Here is a 13,873-nt window from a genome sequence, read left to right as displayed (position 1 = left end):
GTCATTCGATGATGTCGCCGCGCAACAGGTACTTGCAGACCGCTACGGTGCTGACGAAACCGAGCATGGCGATCAGAAGCGCCGCCTCGAAGTAGGCTTTGCTGTTGAGCTGAATGCCGAACAGCACGATCAGCGCGATGGAATTCACATACATGGTATCCACCGCGAGGATGCGGTCTGGCAGATCTGGTCCGATGGCGAGGCGGAACACATTGAGCATCAGCGAGGCCGCAAACAACGCGATGCTGATCCACAGAGCAATATCTAGCATTCGAAGATCTCCTTGAGCGGGCGCTCGTAGCGCTGACGGATCTCGTCGATCAACTCCTGTTCATCTTCCACATCCAGCGCATGGATGATCAGATGGCGGCCATCCAGTGTCAGGTAGGCTGACACCGTGCCCGGCGTTAGCGTGATGGTGCTTGCCAATAGAGTGATCGGAAACTTCTCCTCCAACTCCAACGGATAGTGCACGAAGGCCGGGCGGAATTTCGCCCGCGGATTAAGGATCAGTAGCGACACCTGCAGATTGGCAATGATGATGTCCATAATCACGCGCAGAAAGTAGCTGATCAATCGCCACGGTTTCTGAAGGTCTGGCTGTGGCTCCCAGAAGCGATAGGTCAGCATCGGGATCGCGATGGCCAGTACTGCGCCTAGCAGAAGCTGACCCGGTGCGACGCTATTCTGTAGCATCAGCCATACGATCAGTAGCAGAACTGACAGCATGGGCGTCGGTAGCAGGCGAGAACGTTTCTTTATCATTCCTCGTCTCCCTTCAGCGGCGGTGCGGTTTCCGGTGAAGCATCCTTGCCCAGCAAGGCTTCAAGGTACGGTGCTGGATTCGATAGCTGCTCGGCGGTGGCACGCGTCCAGTTCGACAGCGGGCCAGCGAGTACCACCAGCGCAAGCGCTGCTGAAAGTAGGCCGCCGGTGGCGATGCCGCGTGCCAGGCCGATGCGATCACCACTGGGCTCTGATTTTCCGGTGCGCCAGAAAATGCTGGAGCCTGCGCGAGAGCAAGCGATCATCGAGCACAGTCCCGCCAGCAGCAGTAGCGGCCACAGCCATATCTGTTGCTCGGGAGATGCCGACGTCAGGATCAACACCTTGCCAATAGCGCCGGAGAAGGGCGGTAGACCGACGGCAGCGGCTGTACCGATCAGGAATAGCCCCCCCAGCAGTCCTGCCTGCAGCAACGGGCGGGCACGTACGATACGGGCCCCCGCCTTTCCGCGTTGTCCCGCGATCACATCTACCAGCAGGAAGAGGCCGCCGGTAATCAGGGTCGAATGAATCAGGTAGAACAACAATGCGCTATCTGCCTCGACGCTGTTCATGCCCAGCGCTGTCAGCAATGTCCCCACGGAGATCATTACCAGATAGGCCACTAACGTACGCAGATCACGCGCCGAGAGTACGCCGATCATCGACACCACCAGGGTGGCTAGCCCCGCCCACCACAGCCAGTCGCGGCCAAGGTCGGCCAGTGTGCCGGCGTTGTCGGTGAAGATCAGCGAATAGACGCGCAGGATGGAATAGATACCCACCTTGGTCATGATGGCGAACAGCGCCGCCACCGGTGCCGAGGCAGCGGCATAGGCGCGCGGTAGCCAGAAGTACAGCGGCACCATCGCGGCTTTGAGTCCAAATACCACCAGCAGTAGCAGGCCGCCGGCTTCCATCAGACCCGCGCGGCCCGGGTCCAGCGTGGTGACGATGACCGCCATGTCAGCCATGTTCAGGGTGCCGGTCACGCCATAGAGAATGCCCAGTGCAATCAGGAAGAACGCTGAGCCCAGCAGGTTCAGCACCACATAGTGCAGCGCTGACAACGTGCGAGCCTTGCTGCCGCCGTGCAGCAGCAGGGCATAGGAGGCGATCAGCAGCACCTCAAAGAACACGAACAGGTTGAACAGGTCACCGGTCAGGAAGGCGCCGTTGATACCCATCAGCTGGAGCAGGAACAGGCCATGGAAGTTGGAGCCGGTCTCATCGATACCTGCCGTGGAATATAAGCAGGCAAAGAACGCCAGTACCGAGCTGAGCAGCACCATGCTGGCCGAGAGACGGTCGAGTACCAGCACGATACCGAACGGCGGCTGCCAGTCACCCAGTGCATAGTAGCGAATGGTGCCATCACCAGCCTGCGCGACCAGTGCAATAGCGATGATCACCATCACAGCCTGGGCGACCAAACTGATGGTGCGTCGCAATACCGGTGACGAGGACCGGCTCAGCAGCAGGCTGGCACCGACCAGTAGCGGCAGGACGACCGGTAGAACGATCAGGTGTTGCAGCATCACTTGCCGTCCTCCCGCGAGACATCGAGACGGTTACCATTGACGTGGTCACTGCCCAGGTCGCCGCGGGCGCGCATCGCCAATATGACGACGAAGGCCGTCATGGCGAAGCCGATCACGATGGCGGTTAGTACCAGTGCCTGCGGTAGTGGATCAGCGGCCGGTGTGCCAGCGCCGACAACGGCTGGATTACCATGCATTGCCAGACCGCCCATTGAGAACAGGAACAGGTTGACTGAGTAGGACAGCAGGGTCAGGCCGACCACGACGGGGAAGGTGCGCCCGCGCAAGGTCAGGTAGACACCGCAGGCGGCCAGTAGACCGGTGGTAGTGGCGTAGAGGGCTTCCATCAGCTCTTCTCCTTGGTCGGACGGTGCGGTGTCGTCAGCTTGCCGAGATTGGCGAGAATCATCAGGGTCGCGCCGACCACGGTCAGGTAGACGCCGAGATCGAATAGCAACGCAGTGGCCAACTCGATTTCGCCGATAACGGGAATCGTGAAGTGACCGAAGGACGAGGTCAGGAAGGGATAGCCGAACATCCAGCTACCTGCTCCTGTCAGGCCTGCGATCAGTACACCCGCGGCTGCGACTGGCTGATACGGGAAGCGCAGCCAGCGCTGTGTCCAGTCCACACCACGTGCGATATAGAGCAGGATGATGGCAACGGCGGTGACTAGACCGGCGATGAAGCCACCGCCCGGCTCGTTGTGGCCACGCAGGAAGATGTAGACCGAGACCAGTAGTGCCAATGGCAGTAGGGTCTGCGATACGGTGGCCAGAATCATCGGATGGCGATCTGGAGACCAGCTCCGACCATCCAGATCACTCGAGGGCATGAACAGGCGCAAGCGATTGAGCAGCTTGAAGATCGCCAGACCTGCAATGCCGAGTACGGTGATCTCGCCCAGCGTATCGAAGCCACGGAAATCGACCAGAATGACGTTGACCACGTTGTGACCGCCGCCACCGGACACTGCATTGGCCATGAAGAAGTCGGAAATCGACTCCACCGGACGCGTCAGAATGGCAAAGTTAAGACTAGCGATCACGACACCAAAGGCGCTGGCCAGTAATACGTCGCGCATGATGCGGCGGGCACTGGATTCCTTGGGCGTACGTTGGGGCAGGAAGAACAGCGCCAGCATCAGCAGAATCATGGTCACCACTTCCACTGCCAGCTGTGTCAGCGCCAGGTCTGGCGCTGCGAAGCGTGCGAAGGCCAGCGAGGTCATCAAACCCACGACCGATAGCATCAGCAGAGAGACGATGCGCTTGCGGTGTGTGATGGCGGTCCCTAGGCCTGCCAGGCCGGTAATCACGGCCCCCGTCAGCAGCATGGCGTCGAAGGGTTGCTGCTCAAACTCACCACTGAGCTGCGGAACTGCCAGCAGCCCAATGCCGACGAACAGCAGTGCTGTCAGTAGTAGCCACAGCATGTAGCGCTGCAGGGAGCCGTTCTCGAAGCTGTCCATGCTGCGTTCGGCCAGATTGACCAGGCGCTGTATGTTGGCCTCGAAGACCAGCAATGCATTGCGGGCACGGAACTGACGCTGGAAGGAGTAGAGGTGATGGCGTAATGCATAGACACCTACCCCGCCGGCCAGCGCGATGCCGCTCATCATCAGCGGCACATTGAAGCCATGCCAGATGGCGAGGCTGAATTCTGGCACCGGGCCAGCCAGCACGCTGGCGGAGGCACTGACCAGCAGGTCCTTGATCACCAACGACGGCAGAATGCCGACCAACAGACAGATCAACACCAGAATCTCGATCGGCAACTTCATATAGCGTGGCGGTTCATGTGGGGTCTTCGGCAGGTCTTTCGGTTCGCCATTGAAGAACACGTCATGAATGAAGCGCAGTGAATAGGCCACTGACAGAATGCCGCCAAGTGTTGCCAGTGCCGGTATCAGCCACGACAGACCGCCGAGCAGTTGGGCATCGAGGCTCTCGGCGAAGAACATCTCTTTGGAGAGGAAGCCGTTAAGCAGCGGTACGCCTGCCATCGAGGCCGAGGCCACCATCGCCAATATCGTGGTATGTGGCATGTAGCGATACAGGCCATTGAGCTTGCGGATGTCACGCGTACCGCACTCGTGATCGACGATGCCGGCCGCCATGAAAAGCGAAGCCTTGAAGGTGGCATGGTTGATGATGTGCAGCAGGCCCGCCACGGCAGCCATTTGGCTATTGAAGCCGAACAGTAACGTGATCAGACCCAGATGGCTGATGGTCGAGAAGGCCAGTACGCCCTTGAGGTCTTGCTTCATCAGTGCAAACCAGGCGCCATAGAGCAAGGTGGCAAGCCCGGTAAAACTGACGATGTAGAACCAGAGGTCAGTGCCCGACAGAATCGGGTGCATACGCGCGAGCAGGAAGACGCCCGCCTTGACCATGGTGGCGGAGTGCAGGAAGGCCGAGACTGGCGTCGGGGCAGACATCGCATGCGGCAACCAGAACTGGAATGGAAACTGGGCTGACTTGGTAAAGGCTCCCAGCAATACCAGTACCAGCACGACAGGATAGAGTTCACTGGAACGAATCTGATCAGCCGCGGCCAAAACATCATCGAACTGATAACTGCCGACGATGTGCCCGATGACGAGAATGCCAGCCAAGAGTGCCAGGCCACCAGCGCCGGTAACGGTCAGCGCCATCCGGGCGCCCTTGCGCGCCTCGCTCAGCTGATACCAGTAACCAATCAGCAGGAACGAAGTCAGGCTGGTCAGCTCCCAGAACACCCACATCAGCAGCAGGTTGTCTGCCATCACGATGCCGATCATTGCGGTCATGAACAGCATCAGGAAGCTGTAGAGGCGTGCCAGCGAATCCTCGCCAGAGAGATAGTAGCGGGCATAGAGAATGATCAGCAGGCCAATGCCTAGAATCAGCAGCACGAACAGCGCCGAGAGGCCGTCAAAGCGTAGTGCCAGATCTAGCCCTAGCTCCGAAATCCACGGTAGGTGGAATTGGGGAGTCTGACCGGCAAAGACATCTCCGAGATGGAAGACAGCAATGCCGAGCGCAATGGCAGGTGCCACTGCGGTCAGCCAGGCAAGACGGCCGCGGGGCAGATTTCTGGCCATTAAAGGGACCAGGGCACCGAGTAACGGCAATAGCACGATCAACAGCAGGGTCATGGAAGACTCGCTCCAGTCGTTGTAGGGCGTTGTCCGTTATTCGCTACCGGGGTAGACGCAGGCATAGGCCAGGCCGCCAGCTTCGAGGTCAGGACGCGGAATTTCGGCCACTGGGTGCCGATAGGATAGGCGAACACACTGCAGGCTGCCGTAGTGATGGCGCCGTAACGCATATCATTAAGCCCGCGAGAGCCGTGTCAGGAAAGGCACTCTCATAATGGCGTGCTATAACCCCGATCAGGGGCGGGCAATGGTCTGCAGTGGCAGCCTCAGGGCTGCTTGAGGGTCATGCGCACTTGATGCACGCACTACCTTCTGGACGAGACGTCGCCACCACGAGGGGCGGATCGGTCAGGAAGGGGAGACGCACGGCACGGGGTGCCAGCATCCAGGATGGGATGAGGTCCGCAGCGCGTCCCCGACTACCCGCGACGGGCAGACGGCGAAAATGCCGGGTTATTGCGGTCATGTCATGTCTTGCGAGCATGGCCGTATTCCTCCTGAAGCCCCTGGATGACAAGTGTGTGTGAGTGGAGACACTTGCGCGATCTTGTTGAAAACATTGATGGAACGTGACCTAACCTCTCGAATGTATCACGCACTTGCACCCCTCGCCAGCGCACGCCGGACCGGTGCTATTGAGACTTATGTCGCAATTCACGTTGTACGGAGCGCATTTTTTCTTGTGCAAACATTCGACGAGACTCGATGTTCGGAGCCGCCCCGCGTGACATCATCCGCATGAATTCGGGCAGCTCGCGGGAGACATTTCTAGTCTGGCTGCATCGCGATCTTTGGTGGGAAGATAACCGACGGTTCTTTCCGCTTCATGAACGCCGCCCGCATCTACACAAGGTGAGGTGCCTTGAAGTCAGCCATGGCAGGCTTGCAGTGTGGCGTGGCGCTGAGTCGGTTATTTGAGCGCTCATGGGGTCTAGTGCTAGCCAAGACGTGCCAAGAGTGCTGTGACAGCCGTCTCTACGCGCAGGATGCGCTCGCCGAGATGGACGCCTTGGAAGCCGGCGCTCAGGAACTGCTCTACCTCGTAATCCACGAACCCGCCTTCCGGCCCGATCGCCAACATGATCGGCTCGCTGACCGCACGCGGGCAGGCATTGACCATGCCTGGATGCGCGATGATGCCGCGCGTTGCTGGTGTCATCAGGTCTGGCAGACGGTCTTCCACGAAGGGTTTGAAGAGTTTTTCCTGCGTGACGGTCGGCATGATCGTATCGCGTGCCTGCTCAAGCCCGAGGATCAGGTGCTGACGAATTTTCTCTGCGCCCAATTCCGGTGACTGCCAGTAGCTCTTCTCGACGCGCCGTGTGTGCAGCAAGGTGATGTGTTTCACACCCAACGCGGTGACGTGTTCCAGCGACCGTGCCAGCATGCGTGGCCGCGGCAGCGCCAGTAGCAAGTGTACGTTCAGGGGAGGAGGTGGCGCATGCTCCAGTCGCAGGCTGAACTCTGCGGATTCCGCATCGATGCTCTCCAAACGGCCACGACCGATCACGCCGCCTTCGATCCCCAGTGTCATCTCGTCTCCCACGGTGGCGCGATGCACCTCACGTAGATGGCGCAGACGGCGTGGGTCGGTGACGCGGGCGTGATCAGACGCGATCAGGTCATCAGCGCCGAGCAAGATCAGGTTCATGGCAATACCGGAGGCAGTAGACGGATAGGGGAAAGGTGAAGCATGGCAATAGGTCAGCGACACATTTCGATGAGTACAAACGCCTTCATATAACGAGCAGCAGGCATAAAACAGCGGGCGCCATTCTAGCATGGCGCTCAATGCTGCCGGACGGGTTCATCGTTTGTACCGCGCAGAACACCGACGTGCGAATGAGGCTTTTCTTGCAGTGCCCCCCCTTGAGTGCACAATGAAGAAAAATCGATAGGAGCCTGACCTGTGCGAGTCATCCGAAAATATGCCAATCGGCGCCTCTACGATACCGAACAGAGCCGTTATGTGACCCTTGAGGACCTGCGCAGCCTTGTGCTGGCGGAAGAGGTCTTCAAGGTGGAAGACGCCAAGAGTGGTGAGGACTTAACCCGCACTATCCTGCTGACGATCATCATCGAGCAGGAGCAAGGCGACGGCGACGCCCAAATCTTCTCCAACGAACTTCTAGAGCAGTTCATCCGTATCTACGCGATGGCCAAGCCGCTGCCGCTGGCCGGTTATCTGGAGCAGGGCACGCGCCTGATGATGGAGCAGCAGCAGCGCATGCAGGAGCAGTGGTCTCAGGCCATACGTCACTCGCCAATGGAGATGATGCGCGAGGTGGCTGAGGAAAATCTGCGTTTCTGGCAGCAGGCGATGGGCACGGGGATGGCGGGATCAAAAGGGCCAGCACAGCCAGAGGCTGATGCGCCGCGTGATGACGAGACACCGAATGAGGATGATCGCACCTAAAGGTGAGGTTCTTGTTCGAAGGGTATCGTTGGCCTTGAAGCGGCATGGGTGTCACATAAAATTGGCATGATGTGAAAAGGGGCGTCCCGAGTGGAGCGCCTTTCTGCCATAATGCGCACCCTGATTATTCACTGGTGGCTCGCGTCGCGCGGGTAGCCTTGATCCTCACTGGCTCATGAAGGTTGAAAAGATGAAGGTCCTGATCATCGGCGGCGGTGGCCGCGAACATGCGCTGGCCTGGAAGGCCGCCCAATCATCGCGTGTCGAGGAGGTCTTCGTGGCTCCCGGCAACGCAGGTACAGCGCGCGAGTCCAAGCTGACCAATCTGGCAATTGCCGCGGATGATATCGACGGACTGGTGACCTTCGCGCGTGATCACGTCATCGAGCTGACCATTGTCGGCCCTGAAGCACCGTTGGTGATCGGAGTGGTTGATCGCTTCCGTGAGGCCGGCCTCAAGTGCTTTGGTCCGACTGCCGGTGCCGCGCAGCTTGAGGGCTCCAAGGCATTCACCAAGGATTTCCTCGCGCGCCACGCCATCCCGACCGGCGACTACGCGACCTTCTCTGAAGTCGATAAGGCGCTGGCTTACCTCGCGGCGCATCCTGCTCCCATCGTCATCAAGGCCGATGGCCTGGCCGCAGGCAAGGGTGTTGTCGTGGCAATGAGTGACGCAGAGGCGCAAGCCGCCGTGCGTGACATGCTGGAAGACAACGCCTTTGGCGATGCGGGCGCGCGTGTCGTGATTGAGGAATTCCTCGACGGCGAAGAAGCCAGCTTCATCGTGATGGTCGATGGCGAGAATGTGCTGCCGATGGCAACTAGCCAGGATCACAAGCGGGCCGGTGAAGGCGATACTGGCCCGAATACTGGTGGCATGGGCGCTTATTCACCGGCGCCAGTCGTGACAGCTGATGTCCACCAGCGCGTGATGGACGAAATCATTCTGCCCACCGTGCGTGGCATGGCAGCGGAAGGCCATCCGTATACGGGTTTCCTGTATGCCGGCCTGATGATCGATGCACAAGGTACACCGAAGATCATCGAGTACAACTGCCGCTTCGGCGATCCGGAGACTCAGCCGATCATGGTGCGCTTGAAATCTGATCTGGTTGCGCTGTGTCTGGCCGCCGAAGAAGGGCGTCTCGCGACCCAGACCTGCGAGTGGGATTCCCGCGCAGCCGTCGGTGTCGTGTTGGCCGCTGGTGGCTATCCAGCCAGCTATCGCAAGGGCGACATCATCAGTGGTTTTGATGCTGCCGAGGCGACTGGCTGCAAGGTCTTCCATGCAGGTACTGCCGAGCAGGACGGGCAAGTCGTCACCAGCGGTGGTCGTGTCCTGTGTGTCACTGCACTGGGTGACAGCGTGGCCGCCGCCACTGAGCGCGCTTACGAAGGTGTCGATGCCATCAACTGGCAGGACATGCTGGTACGACGCGATATCGCTTGGCGTGCCATCGCCCGTGAACGTGGCGATGCCTAAGGCATTGCAGCCCTGAGTGGGGGTTGATTCGACTTCACGACATGACCCGGCCAATGGCCGGGTCATGTCGTTAGAGCTCCCATGAAAGTGCAATATGGCTCTACGACCATCGTGTCGAGAGTCTGGTCAGACTGGCACTGCCCGTGCGATAACCCTCTATCAAATACAATCCAGGATTGATGGACGTGCGATCGGTTCGCGGGGAATAAAGAGAGATGTCATTTCGGGAGATGCCTGAGCGTGGCTAGTCGGTTAGCGATTTGTGCGATCAACTCTCTCTTCATCCGCCTCACCTCCGCCGCTTTGCACATACCGTCTTACACACGCCGCCTTACACAGGCGTAGTCACAAGGAGTCACCATGGATCGTATCCGGCTCGAATTCCCGGAACCGCGCCTTGTGCATCGTCATGCAATGACGATTCGGGTCAGCGACATCAATTATGGCCAGCACCTCGGGCATGACAGTGTGATCAGCCTTGCCCACGAAGCACGTGGTCAAGCGTGGCAGGCATTGGGCTTTCCCGAGTGGGATGTTGATGGTCTGATGAGCATCGTCTCTGATCTCGCTGTGCAGTATCAGGGCGAGGGAAAATTGAGCGATGCCATCATCGTGGAGACTGCCATGGAGGCTGTCTCTGGCAAAGGGCTTGGGATTTATCACCGCCTCGTACGTCAGAGCGATGGCAAGATATTGGCGACATTGCGTGTCGGACTGGTCTTCGCTGATGCACAAGGACTGGTCGTCCCGAGTGAGCGCGTCAGCGATGCCATTGAGCGGGCCATCTCCGCCATGACCTCCAGGGTGGCGAACTGATGTCGCGGGAATATCCGGTCATTGCCGTGACGGGCTCCTCCGGCGCAGGAACCACCACGGTCATGCGTACCTTTGAGCGTATGTTCTCGCGTGAAGCAATTCATGCTGCCTACGTGGACGGTGATGCCTTTCACCGCTACACCCGTGCTGAGTTGGTCCGCATATTCAAGGAAGCACCGGAACGCAAGCGTGAGCTATCGCACTTTGCCGTCGAGGCCAATCAGCTTGATCGTCTGGAAGCGTTATTTCTCGAATATGGTGAGCAGGGCTCTGGCACGCATCGGCATTATATTCACGCCGAAGACAAGCGGATGATCGAGGCTGGCTATAAGGTTGGTACCTTCACAGAGTGGCAGTCATTGCCGGATTGCACTGATCTATTGTTCTATGAAGGATTGCATGGCGGACTGGTGACGCCGGAGCATGACATCGCACGTCATGTAGACCTGCTGATCGGCGTGGCGCCCACCATGAACCTGGAGTGGATTCAGAAGATTGATCGCGATACCAAGCTGAGAGGGCACTCCCAGGAAGCGGTAGTGGATACCATCCTGAGCCGTATGGATGACTATGTGCGCTATATTCAACCGCAGTTCTCGCGCACGCACATCAACTTCCAGCGCGTGCCGACGGTAGATACCTCCAACCCGTTCGAGCCCCAGGATATTCCCACGGATGCTGAGTCGATGGTTGTCGTCCATTTTCGTGACCCGGGCAGTGTCGACTTTCCCTTCCTGTTGGCCATGATTCAGGGCTCATTCATGTCGCGTCCGCATACGCTGGTGGTACCTGGTGCGCTGATGTCGTTAGCCATCGAATTGATCATCACGCCATTGGTAAAAGGCTTGCTGGCTCAACGGCGTTTCCGCTAGGTAGCGGCTGTCGCCCATATTCACCCTTGATGGATCAAGCGAAACGCCATTGAATGAAGGCGTCGCTTGTTCATAGGAATCAAAATGTCTCCCGTAAAATCCGTGTGTCTTTCTGGTTTGTTGCTATTGGCAGGTAATGCTCTTGCCAATAATGCATCGGGAGATAGCACGCAAGTAGCTATCTCTCAAGATACATCGTCTCTGTCGTATGATGCGCTTTTAAGTGAGTATCCATACGACTTCACTGTCAATTACTTCTCGTTCGACTCACAGCGTCAACCCTTGAAGATGGCGTATATCTATTTGAAGCCAACGTCAGGCATGCCAGTGGTAACGCTCATGCATGGCAAGAACTTCAATGCCGATTATTGGACATCAACCGCTCAGTATTTGCAGTCGCTAGGTTATGGCGTATTGATCCCGGATCAAATAGGGTTCGGTAAATCATCCAAGCCAGTCGACTATCAGTACTCTTTTGCCGCTCTGGCGCAGCAAACGCATGCACTGCTGGACTCACTTGATATAAAAGAATCGATTGTATTAGGGCACTCCATGGGTGGCATGTTGGCGAGCCGCTTTGCATTGATGTATCCGAGTGCGACCGAAGAATTGATACTGTTGAACCCGATTGGCCTCGAGAACTATCTTCAATACGTTGACTATAAAGACACCAATTTCTTTTATAAAAACGAATTGGCCAAGACTCCCGAAAGTGTCAGGCGTTATCAGCAGAAGAATTATTATGCAGGCGAGTGGAACGCAACGTATTCTTCTCTCACTGATTTCATCACAGGTCAGATACAAGGTCCGGATAAGGAAACGATGGCGTGGGTCAATGCAAAAACGTATGACATGATCTTCACTCAGCCGGTGATTACCGAGTTTGGTGATTTCACAGTGCCCGTTAAATTGATCATTGGTACGCGCGACAGAACCGGTCCTGGTCGTAACTGGAAAAAGGCCGGTGTTGATCATGAACTGGGTCGTTACGACAAGTTGGGGAAAAAGGCGGCTGCATTGATCCCGGATGCCGAATTGTTCGAGCTGGACAACCTGGGACATTTACCGCAGATCGAGGATTTCGAACGATTTAAAGTGGAATTGAAAAAAGCGCTCATGGCACAGCCCAAGGCGTGAGTGAAGCGACGAAAATATCAGGATGAGAAAACCGGCAAGAAGCCTGTTTTCAGGTTCTCTCATCCTCAATATTCAGGGCTACCTGCCTTTGAGGCGCGGCAGAATCTGCTTCTTCCACAGCCGTAGTGCGCCATTAAAGCGCTTGCTACGCATGACCAACCGAGCTTCACGGGTGCTGAGTGGCCGCCCCAGTGTACGCTGTTTGAGTTTGAGCGAGTGGCGCAGATCAAAGCGGCGCATCATGCGCGCGAGAGTGGCGGTGCCCGGCAAGCGCGGTAGTCGCACTGCAGAGGTGAAGTCGATCAATACCGGTACGCCATCACGCAGCACCACGTTGGAGCCGCGAATATCGTTATGAGCCATTTGCTGCTGATGAAGTTGCTGCACGATGCGTATCAGCTGCTGGCTCAGCGTGGCATCAGACGTCGATGCGACATCGCTGAGCAGTGGGCCGGGGATATATTCCATTGCCAGTGCCAGTGGTGACAAGCGTGCAATCGCCTGTGGAGCATGTGTCCAGCCACCGAGTTGCTCCAGCATTTTCAGTTCGTGCCGCACCAGCCAGCGCGCCACGAGTGCTGCTGGTGTGCCGGCATAGCGGCGATAGTCCTTGCAGACCACTGATTGGCCGTTGAATTGGGTCAGGTAGACCTCGGCTTTCAGAAAGCCCTTCGCGCGCTGTAGAAAGTGGGCGGACATCTGCCCCGAATATTCATTCTCTAGTGTGCTGGCATCTGAAGTCGCATGAACCGAAGTGGCGGTAAGCCCCTCTGCTGCTGTCTGGGGTGTCTCGTCAGGGGTGAGAGGGGCAGCCGGAGTGGAGGAGCAGGCACGGCCGGCTTCCAGAGGATGGTGACTCTTGTGCAGGGCGGAGCCAGGACGATTGAGCAGACGCATGGTGGAAGGCTTCTTGTTAGCTGGATAACAATGATTATCCTATCGTTTTCCCATGCCGCCCAGCGGTATGCATGAATCAGTCTGTTGCTCATCGAGCGACATTCGCTCAAGCGCGTCACTATTCATACTGTTCAGGCACCCTATCAAGCACTTGCTCAAGTGCTTGATAGGGTGCCTTTCTCTGCGCACTCTTGGCCCGATCGCCCTTGGGCGCTACGCTTGAAAGCCGCGCTGCCGCAGGCAGCACCATCGTCGAGGGAGAATGTCCATGGACTGTCTGTTCTGCAAGATCATCAACCGCGAGATTCCAGCCGATATCGTCTATGAAGATGATGAGGTACTGGCGTTCAATGACATTAGTCCTCAGGCACCGACGCATGTGCTGATCATTCCCAAGCAGCACATCGCCACGCTGAACGACATTGAGGAATCCCAGTTAGCGACCATCGGCCGACTTCAATTCGTGGCTGCCAACCTGGCGCGTGAGCGTGGGTTTGCTGAGGATGGCTATCGTGTCGTGATGAACTGTAATGAAGATGGCGGCCAGACGGTCTATCATATTCATATGCACCTGATGGGTGGTCGCCGCTTTACCTGGCCGGCTGGCTGAGCCGGTAAAGAGCAGGCGCCTGTACCAGTGGTTGATGGGCAGGTAGCGGCTAGCGATTGAAAGCGTGCGGCACACAGGCGCATACCGGCGGCGACACCTTGGTGTCGTCGCCGGTTTTCGATGGTCGAGAGAAAATAGTTATCTCATCCAGAGCGACATCCTGCCTCTTACTGTCAGGCGATGGCTTGCGTAAG

At 57.6% G+C, this 13,873-nt stretch carries 13 protein-coding genes; 6 read left to right on the top strand and 7 right to left on the bottom strand.

Annotated features, from left to right (window positions below; genetic code table 11):
- Nucleotide 1 precedes the first annotated feature (1 nt).
- The 6 genes from CFN46_RS07810 to CFN46_RS07785 form a co-directional block, all read right to left on the bottom strand.
- Entirely contained in the window at nucleotides 2–271 is a 270-nt protein-coding gene (locus tag CFN46_RS07810) for a K+/H+ antiporter subunit F (RefSeq protein ID WP_024952274.1), read from the bottom strand.
- Nucleotides 265–765, bottom strand: a complete 501-nt coding sequence (locus CFN46_RS07805) for a Na+/H+ antiporter subunit E (protein WP_024952273.1) — start codon at nucleotides 763–765, stop codon at nucleotides 265–267. Before CFN46_RS07805 ends, CFN46_RS07810 begins: the two co-directional genes overlap by 7 nt.
- Nucleotides 762–2,303, bottom strand: a complete 1,542-nt coding sequence (locus CFN46_RS07800; RefSeq protein ID WP_024952272.1) for a monovalent cation/H+ antiporter subunit D — start codon at nucleotides 2,301–2,303, stop codon at nucleotides 762–764. Before CFN46_RS07800 ends, CFN46_RS07805 begins: the two co-directional genes overlap by 4 nt.
- Complete coding sequence (locus tag CFN46_RS07795; protein WP_024952271.1) at nucleotides 2,303–2,653, bottom strand: Na+/H+ antiporter subunit C; 351 nt, start codon at nucleotides 2,651–2,653, stop codon at nucleotides 2,303–2,305. Before CFN46_RS07795 ends, CFN46_RS07800 begins: the two co-directional genes overlap by 1 nt.
- Nucleotides 2,653–5,445: a monovalent cation/H+ antiporter subunit A gene (locus CFN46_RS07790; RefSeq protein ID WP_088743173.1), complete on the bottom strand. Its 2,793-nt coding sequence runs from the start codon at nucleotides 5,443–5,445 to the stop codon at nucleotides 2,653–2,655. The genes CFN46_RS07795 and CFN46_RS07790 overlap by 1 nt, the downstream gene beginning before the upstream one ends.
- A 940-nt stretch (nucleotides 5,446–6,385) precedes the next feature.
- Entirely contained in the window at nucleotides 6,386–7,099 is a 714-nt protein-coding gene (locus tag CFN46_RS07785; protein WP_088743248.1) for a 16S rRNA (uracil(1498)-N(3))-methyltransferase, read from the bottom strand.
- Nucleotides 7,100–7,357: 258 nt separating this feature from the next.
- Between CFN46_RS07785 and phaR the strand changes: the two genes are divergently transcribed.
- The 5 genes from phaR (at nucleotide 7,358) to CFN46_RS07760 (ending at nucleotide 12,172) form a co-directional block, all read left to right on the top strand.
- Nucleotides 7,358–7,864, top strand: a complete 507-nt coding sequence (gene phaR, locus CFN46_RS07780) for a polyhydroxyalkanoate synthesis repressor PhaR (RefSeq protein ID WP_024952268.1) — start codon at nucleotides 7,358–7,360, stop codon at nucleotides 7,862–7,864.
- A gap of 190 nt (nucleotides 7,865–8,054) precedes the next feature.
- The gene (purD, locus tag CFN46_RS07775; protein WP_024952267.1) at nucleotides 8,055–9,347 is read left to right on the top strand and encodes a phosphoribosylamine--glycine ligase; all 1,293 of its coding nucleotides are present in this window, start codon (nucleotides 8,055–8,057) and stop codon (nucleotides 9,345–9,347) included.
- 360 nt (nucleotides 9,348–9,707) lie between these two features.
- On the top strand, nucleotides 9,708–10,163 hold the full coding sequence (locus tag CFN46_RS07770) for a thioesterase family protein (RefSeq protein ID WP_024952266.1): 456 nt from the start codon (nucleotides 9,708–9,710) through the stop codon (nucleotides 10,161–10,163).
- Entirely contained in the window at nucleotides 10,163–11,035 is an 873-nt protein-coding gene (locus tag CFN46_RS07765; protein WP_024952265.1) for a phosphoribulokinase, read from the top strand. The genes CFN46_RS07770 and CFN46_RS07765 overlap by 1 nt, the downstream gene beginning before the upstream one ends.
- Before the next feature lie 84 nt (nucleotides 11,036–11,119).
- Nucleotides 11,120–12,172, top strand: coding sequence for an alpha/beta fold hydrolase (locus tag CFN46_RS07760; protein ID WP_088743172.1), 1,053 nt, complete (start codon nucleotides 11,120–11,122; stop codon nucleotides 12,170–12,172).
- A 78-nt stretch (nucleotides 12,173–12,250) separates the two neighbouring features.
- On the opposite strand, the gene CFN46_RS07755 is transcribed toward CFN46_RS07760, so the two are convergent.
- Nucleotides 12,251–13,069, bottom strand: coding sequence for an RIO1 family regulatory kinase/ATPase (locus CFN46_RS07755; RefSeq protein ID WP_088743171.1), 819 nt, complete (start codon nucleotides 13,067–13,069; stop codon nucleotides 12,251–12,253).
- 268 nt (nucleotides 13,070–13,337) lie between these two features.
- Between CFN46_RS07755 and CFN46_RS07750 the strand changes: the two genes are divergently transcribed.
- Nucleotides 13,338–13,679 carry a histidine triad nucleotide-binding protein gene (locus tag CFN46_RS07750; protein WP_024952131.1) on the top strand — a complete coding sequence of 114 codons (342 nt, stop codon included), beginning with the start codon at nucleotides 13,338–13,340 and terminating at the stop codon, nucleotides 13,677–13,679.
- Nucleotides 13,680–13,873 lie beyond the last annotated feature (194 nt).

This window comes from Cobetia sp. QF-1 (assembly GCF_002213105.1).
GTDB classification, from domain to species: Bacteria; Pseudomonadota; Gammaproteobacteria; order Pseudomonadales; family Halomonadaceae; genus Cobetia; species Cobetia crustatorum.
The sequence above is the reverse complement of the archived record's forward strand: the minus strand, read 5'-3'. Positions and strand labels throughout refer to the sequence as shown.

Excerpts from the sequence above, each read along its gene's own strand:
- purD (WP_024952267.1), top strand. The coding sequence starts at position 8,055 with ATGAAGGTCCTGATCATCGGCGGCGGTGGCCGCGAACATGCGCTGGCC.
- CFN46_RS07800 (WP_024952272.1), bottom strand. The coding sequence starts at position 2,303 with ATGCTGCAACACCTGATCGTTCTACCGGTCGTCCTGCCGCTACTGGTC.
- CFN46_RS07755 (WP_088743171.1), bottom strand. The coding sequence starts at position 13,069 with ATGCGTCTGCTCAATCGTCCTGGCTCCGCCCTGCACAAGAGTCACCAT.
- CFN46_RS07750 (WP_024952131.1), top strand. The coding sequence starts at position 13,338 with ATGGACTGTCTGTTCTGCAAGATCATCAACCGCGAGATTCCAGCCGAT.
- CFN46_RS07760 (WP_088743172.1), top strand. The coding sequence starts at position 11,120 with ATGTCTCCCGTAAAATCCGTGTGTCTTTCTGGTTTGTTGCTATTGGCA.
- CFN46_RS07785 (WP_088743248.1), bottom strand. The coding sequence starts at position 7,099 with ATGAACCTGATCTTGCTCGGCGCTGATGACCTGATCGCGTCTGATCAC.
- CFN46_RS07790 (WP_088743173.1), bottom strand. The coding sequence starts at position 5,445 with ATGACCCTGCTGTTGATCGTGCTATTGCCGTTACTCGGTGCCCTGGTC.
- CFN46_RS07795 (WP_024952271.1), bottom strand. The coding sequence starts at position 2,653 with ATGGAAGCCCTCTACGCCACTACCACCGGTCTACTGGCCGCCTGCGGT.
- CFN46_RS07765 (WP_024952265.1), top strand. The coding sequence starts at position 10,163 with ATGTCGCGGGAATATCCGGTCATTGCCGTGACGGGCTCCTCCGGCGCA.
- CFN46_RS07770 (WP_024952266.1), top strand. The coding sequence starts at position 9,708 with ATGGATCGTATCCGGCTCGAATTCCCGGAACCGCGCCTTGTGCATCGT.
- CFN46_RS07810 (WP_024952274.1), bottom strand. The coding sequence starts at position 271 with ATGCTAGATATTGCTCTGTGGATCAGCATCGCGTTGTTTGCGGCCTCG.
- CFN46_RS07805 (WP_024952273.1), bottom strand. The coding sequence starts at position 765 with ATGATAAAGAAACGTTCTCGCCTGCTACCGACGCCCATGCTGTCAGTT.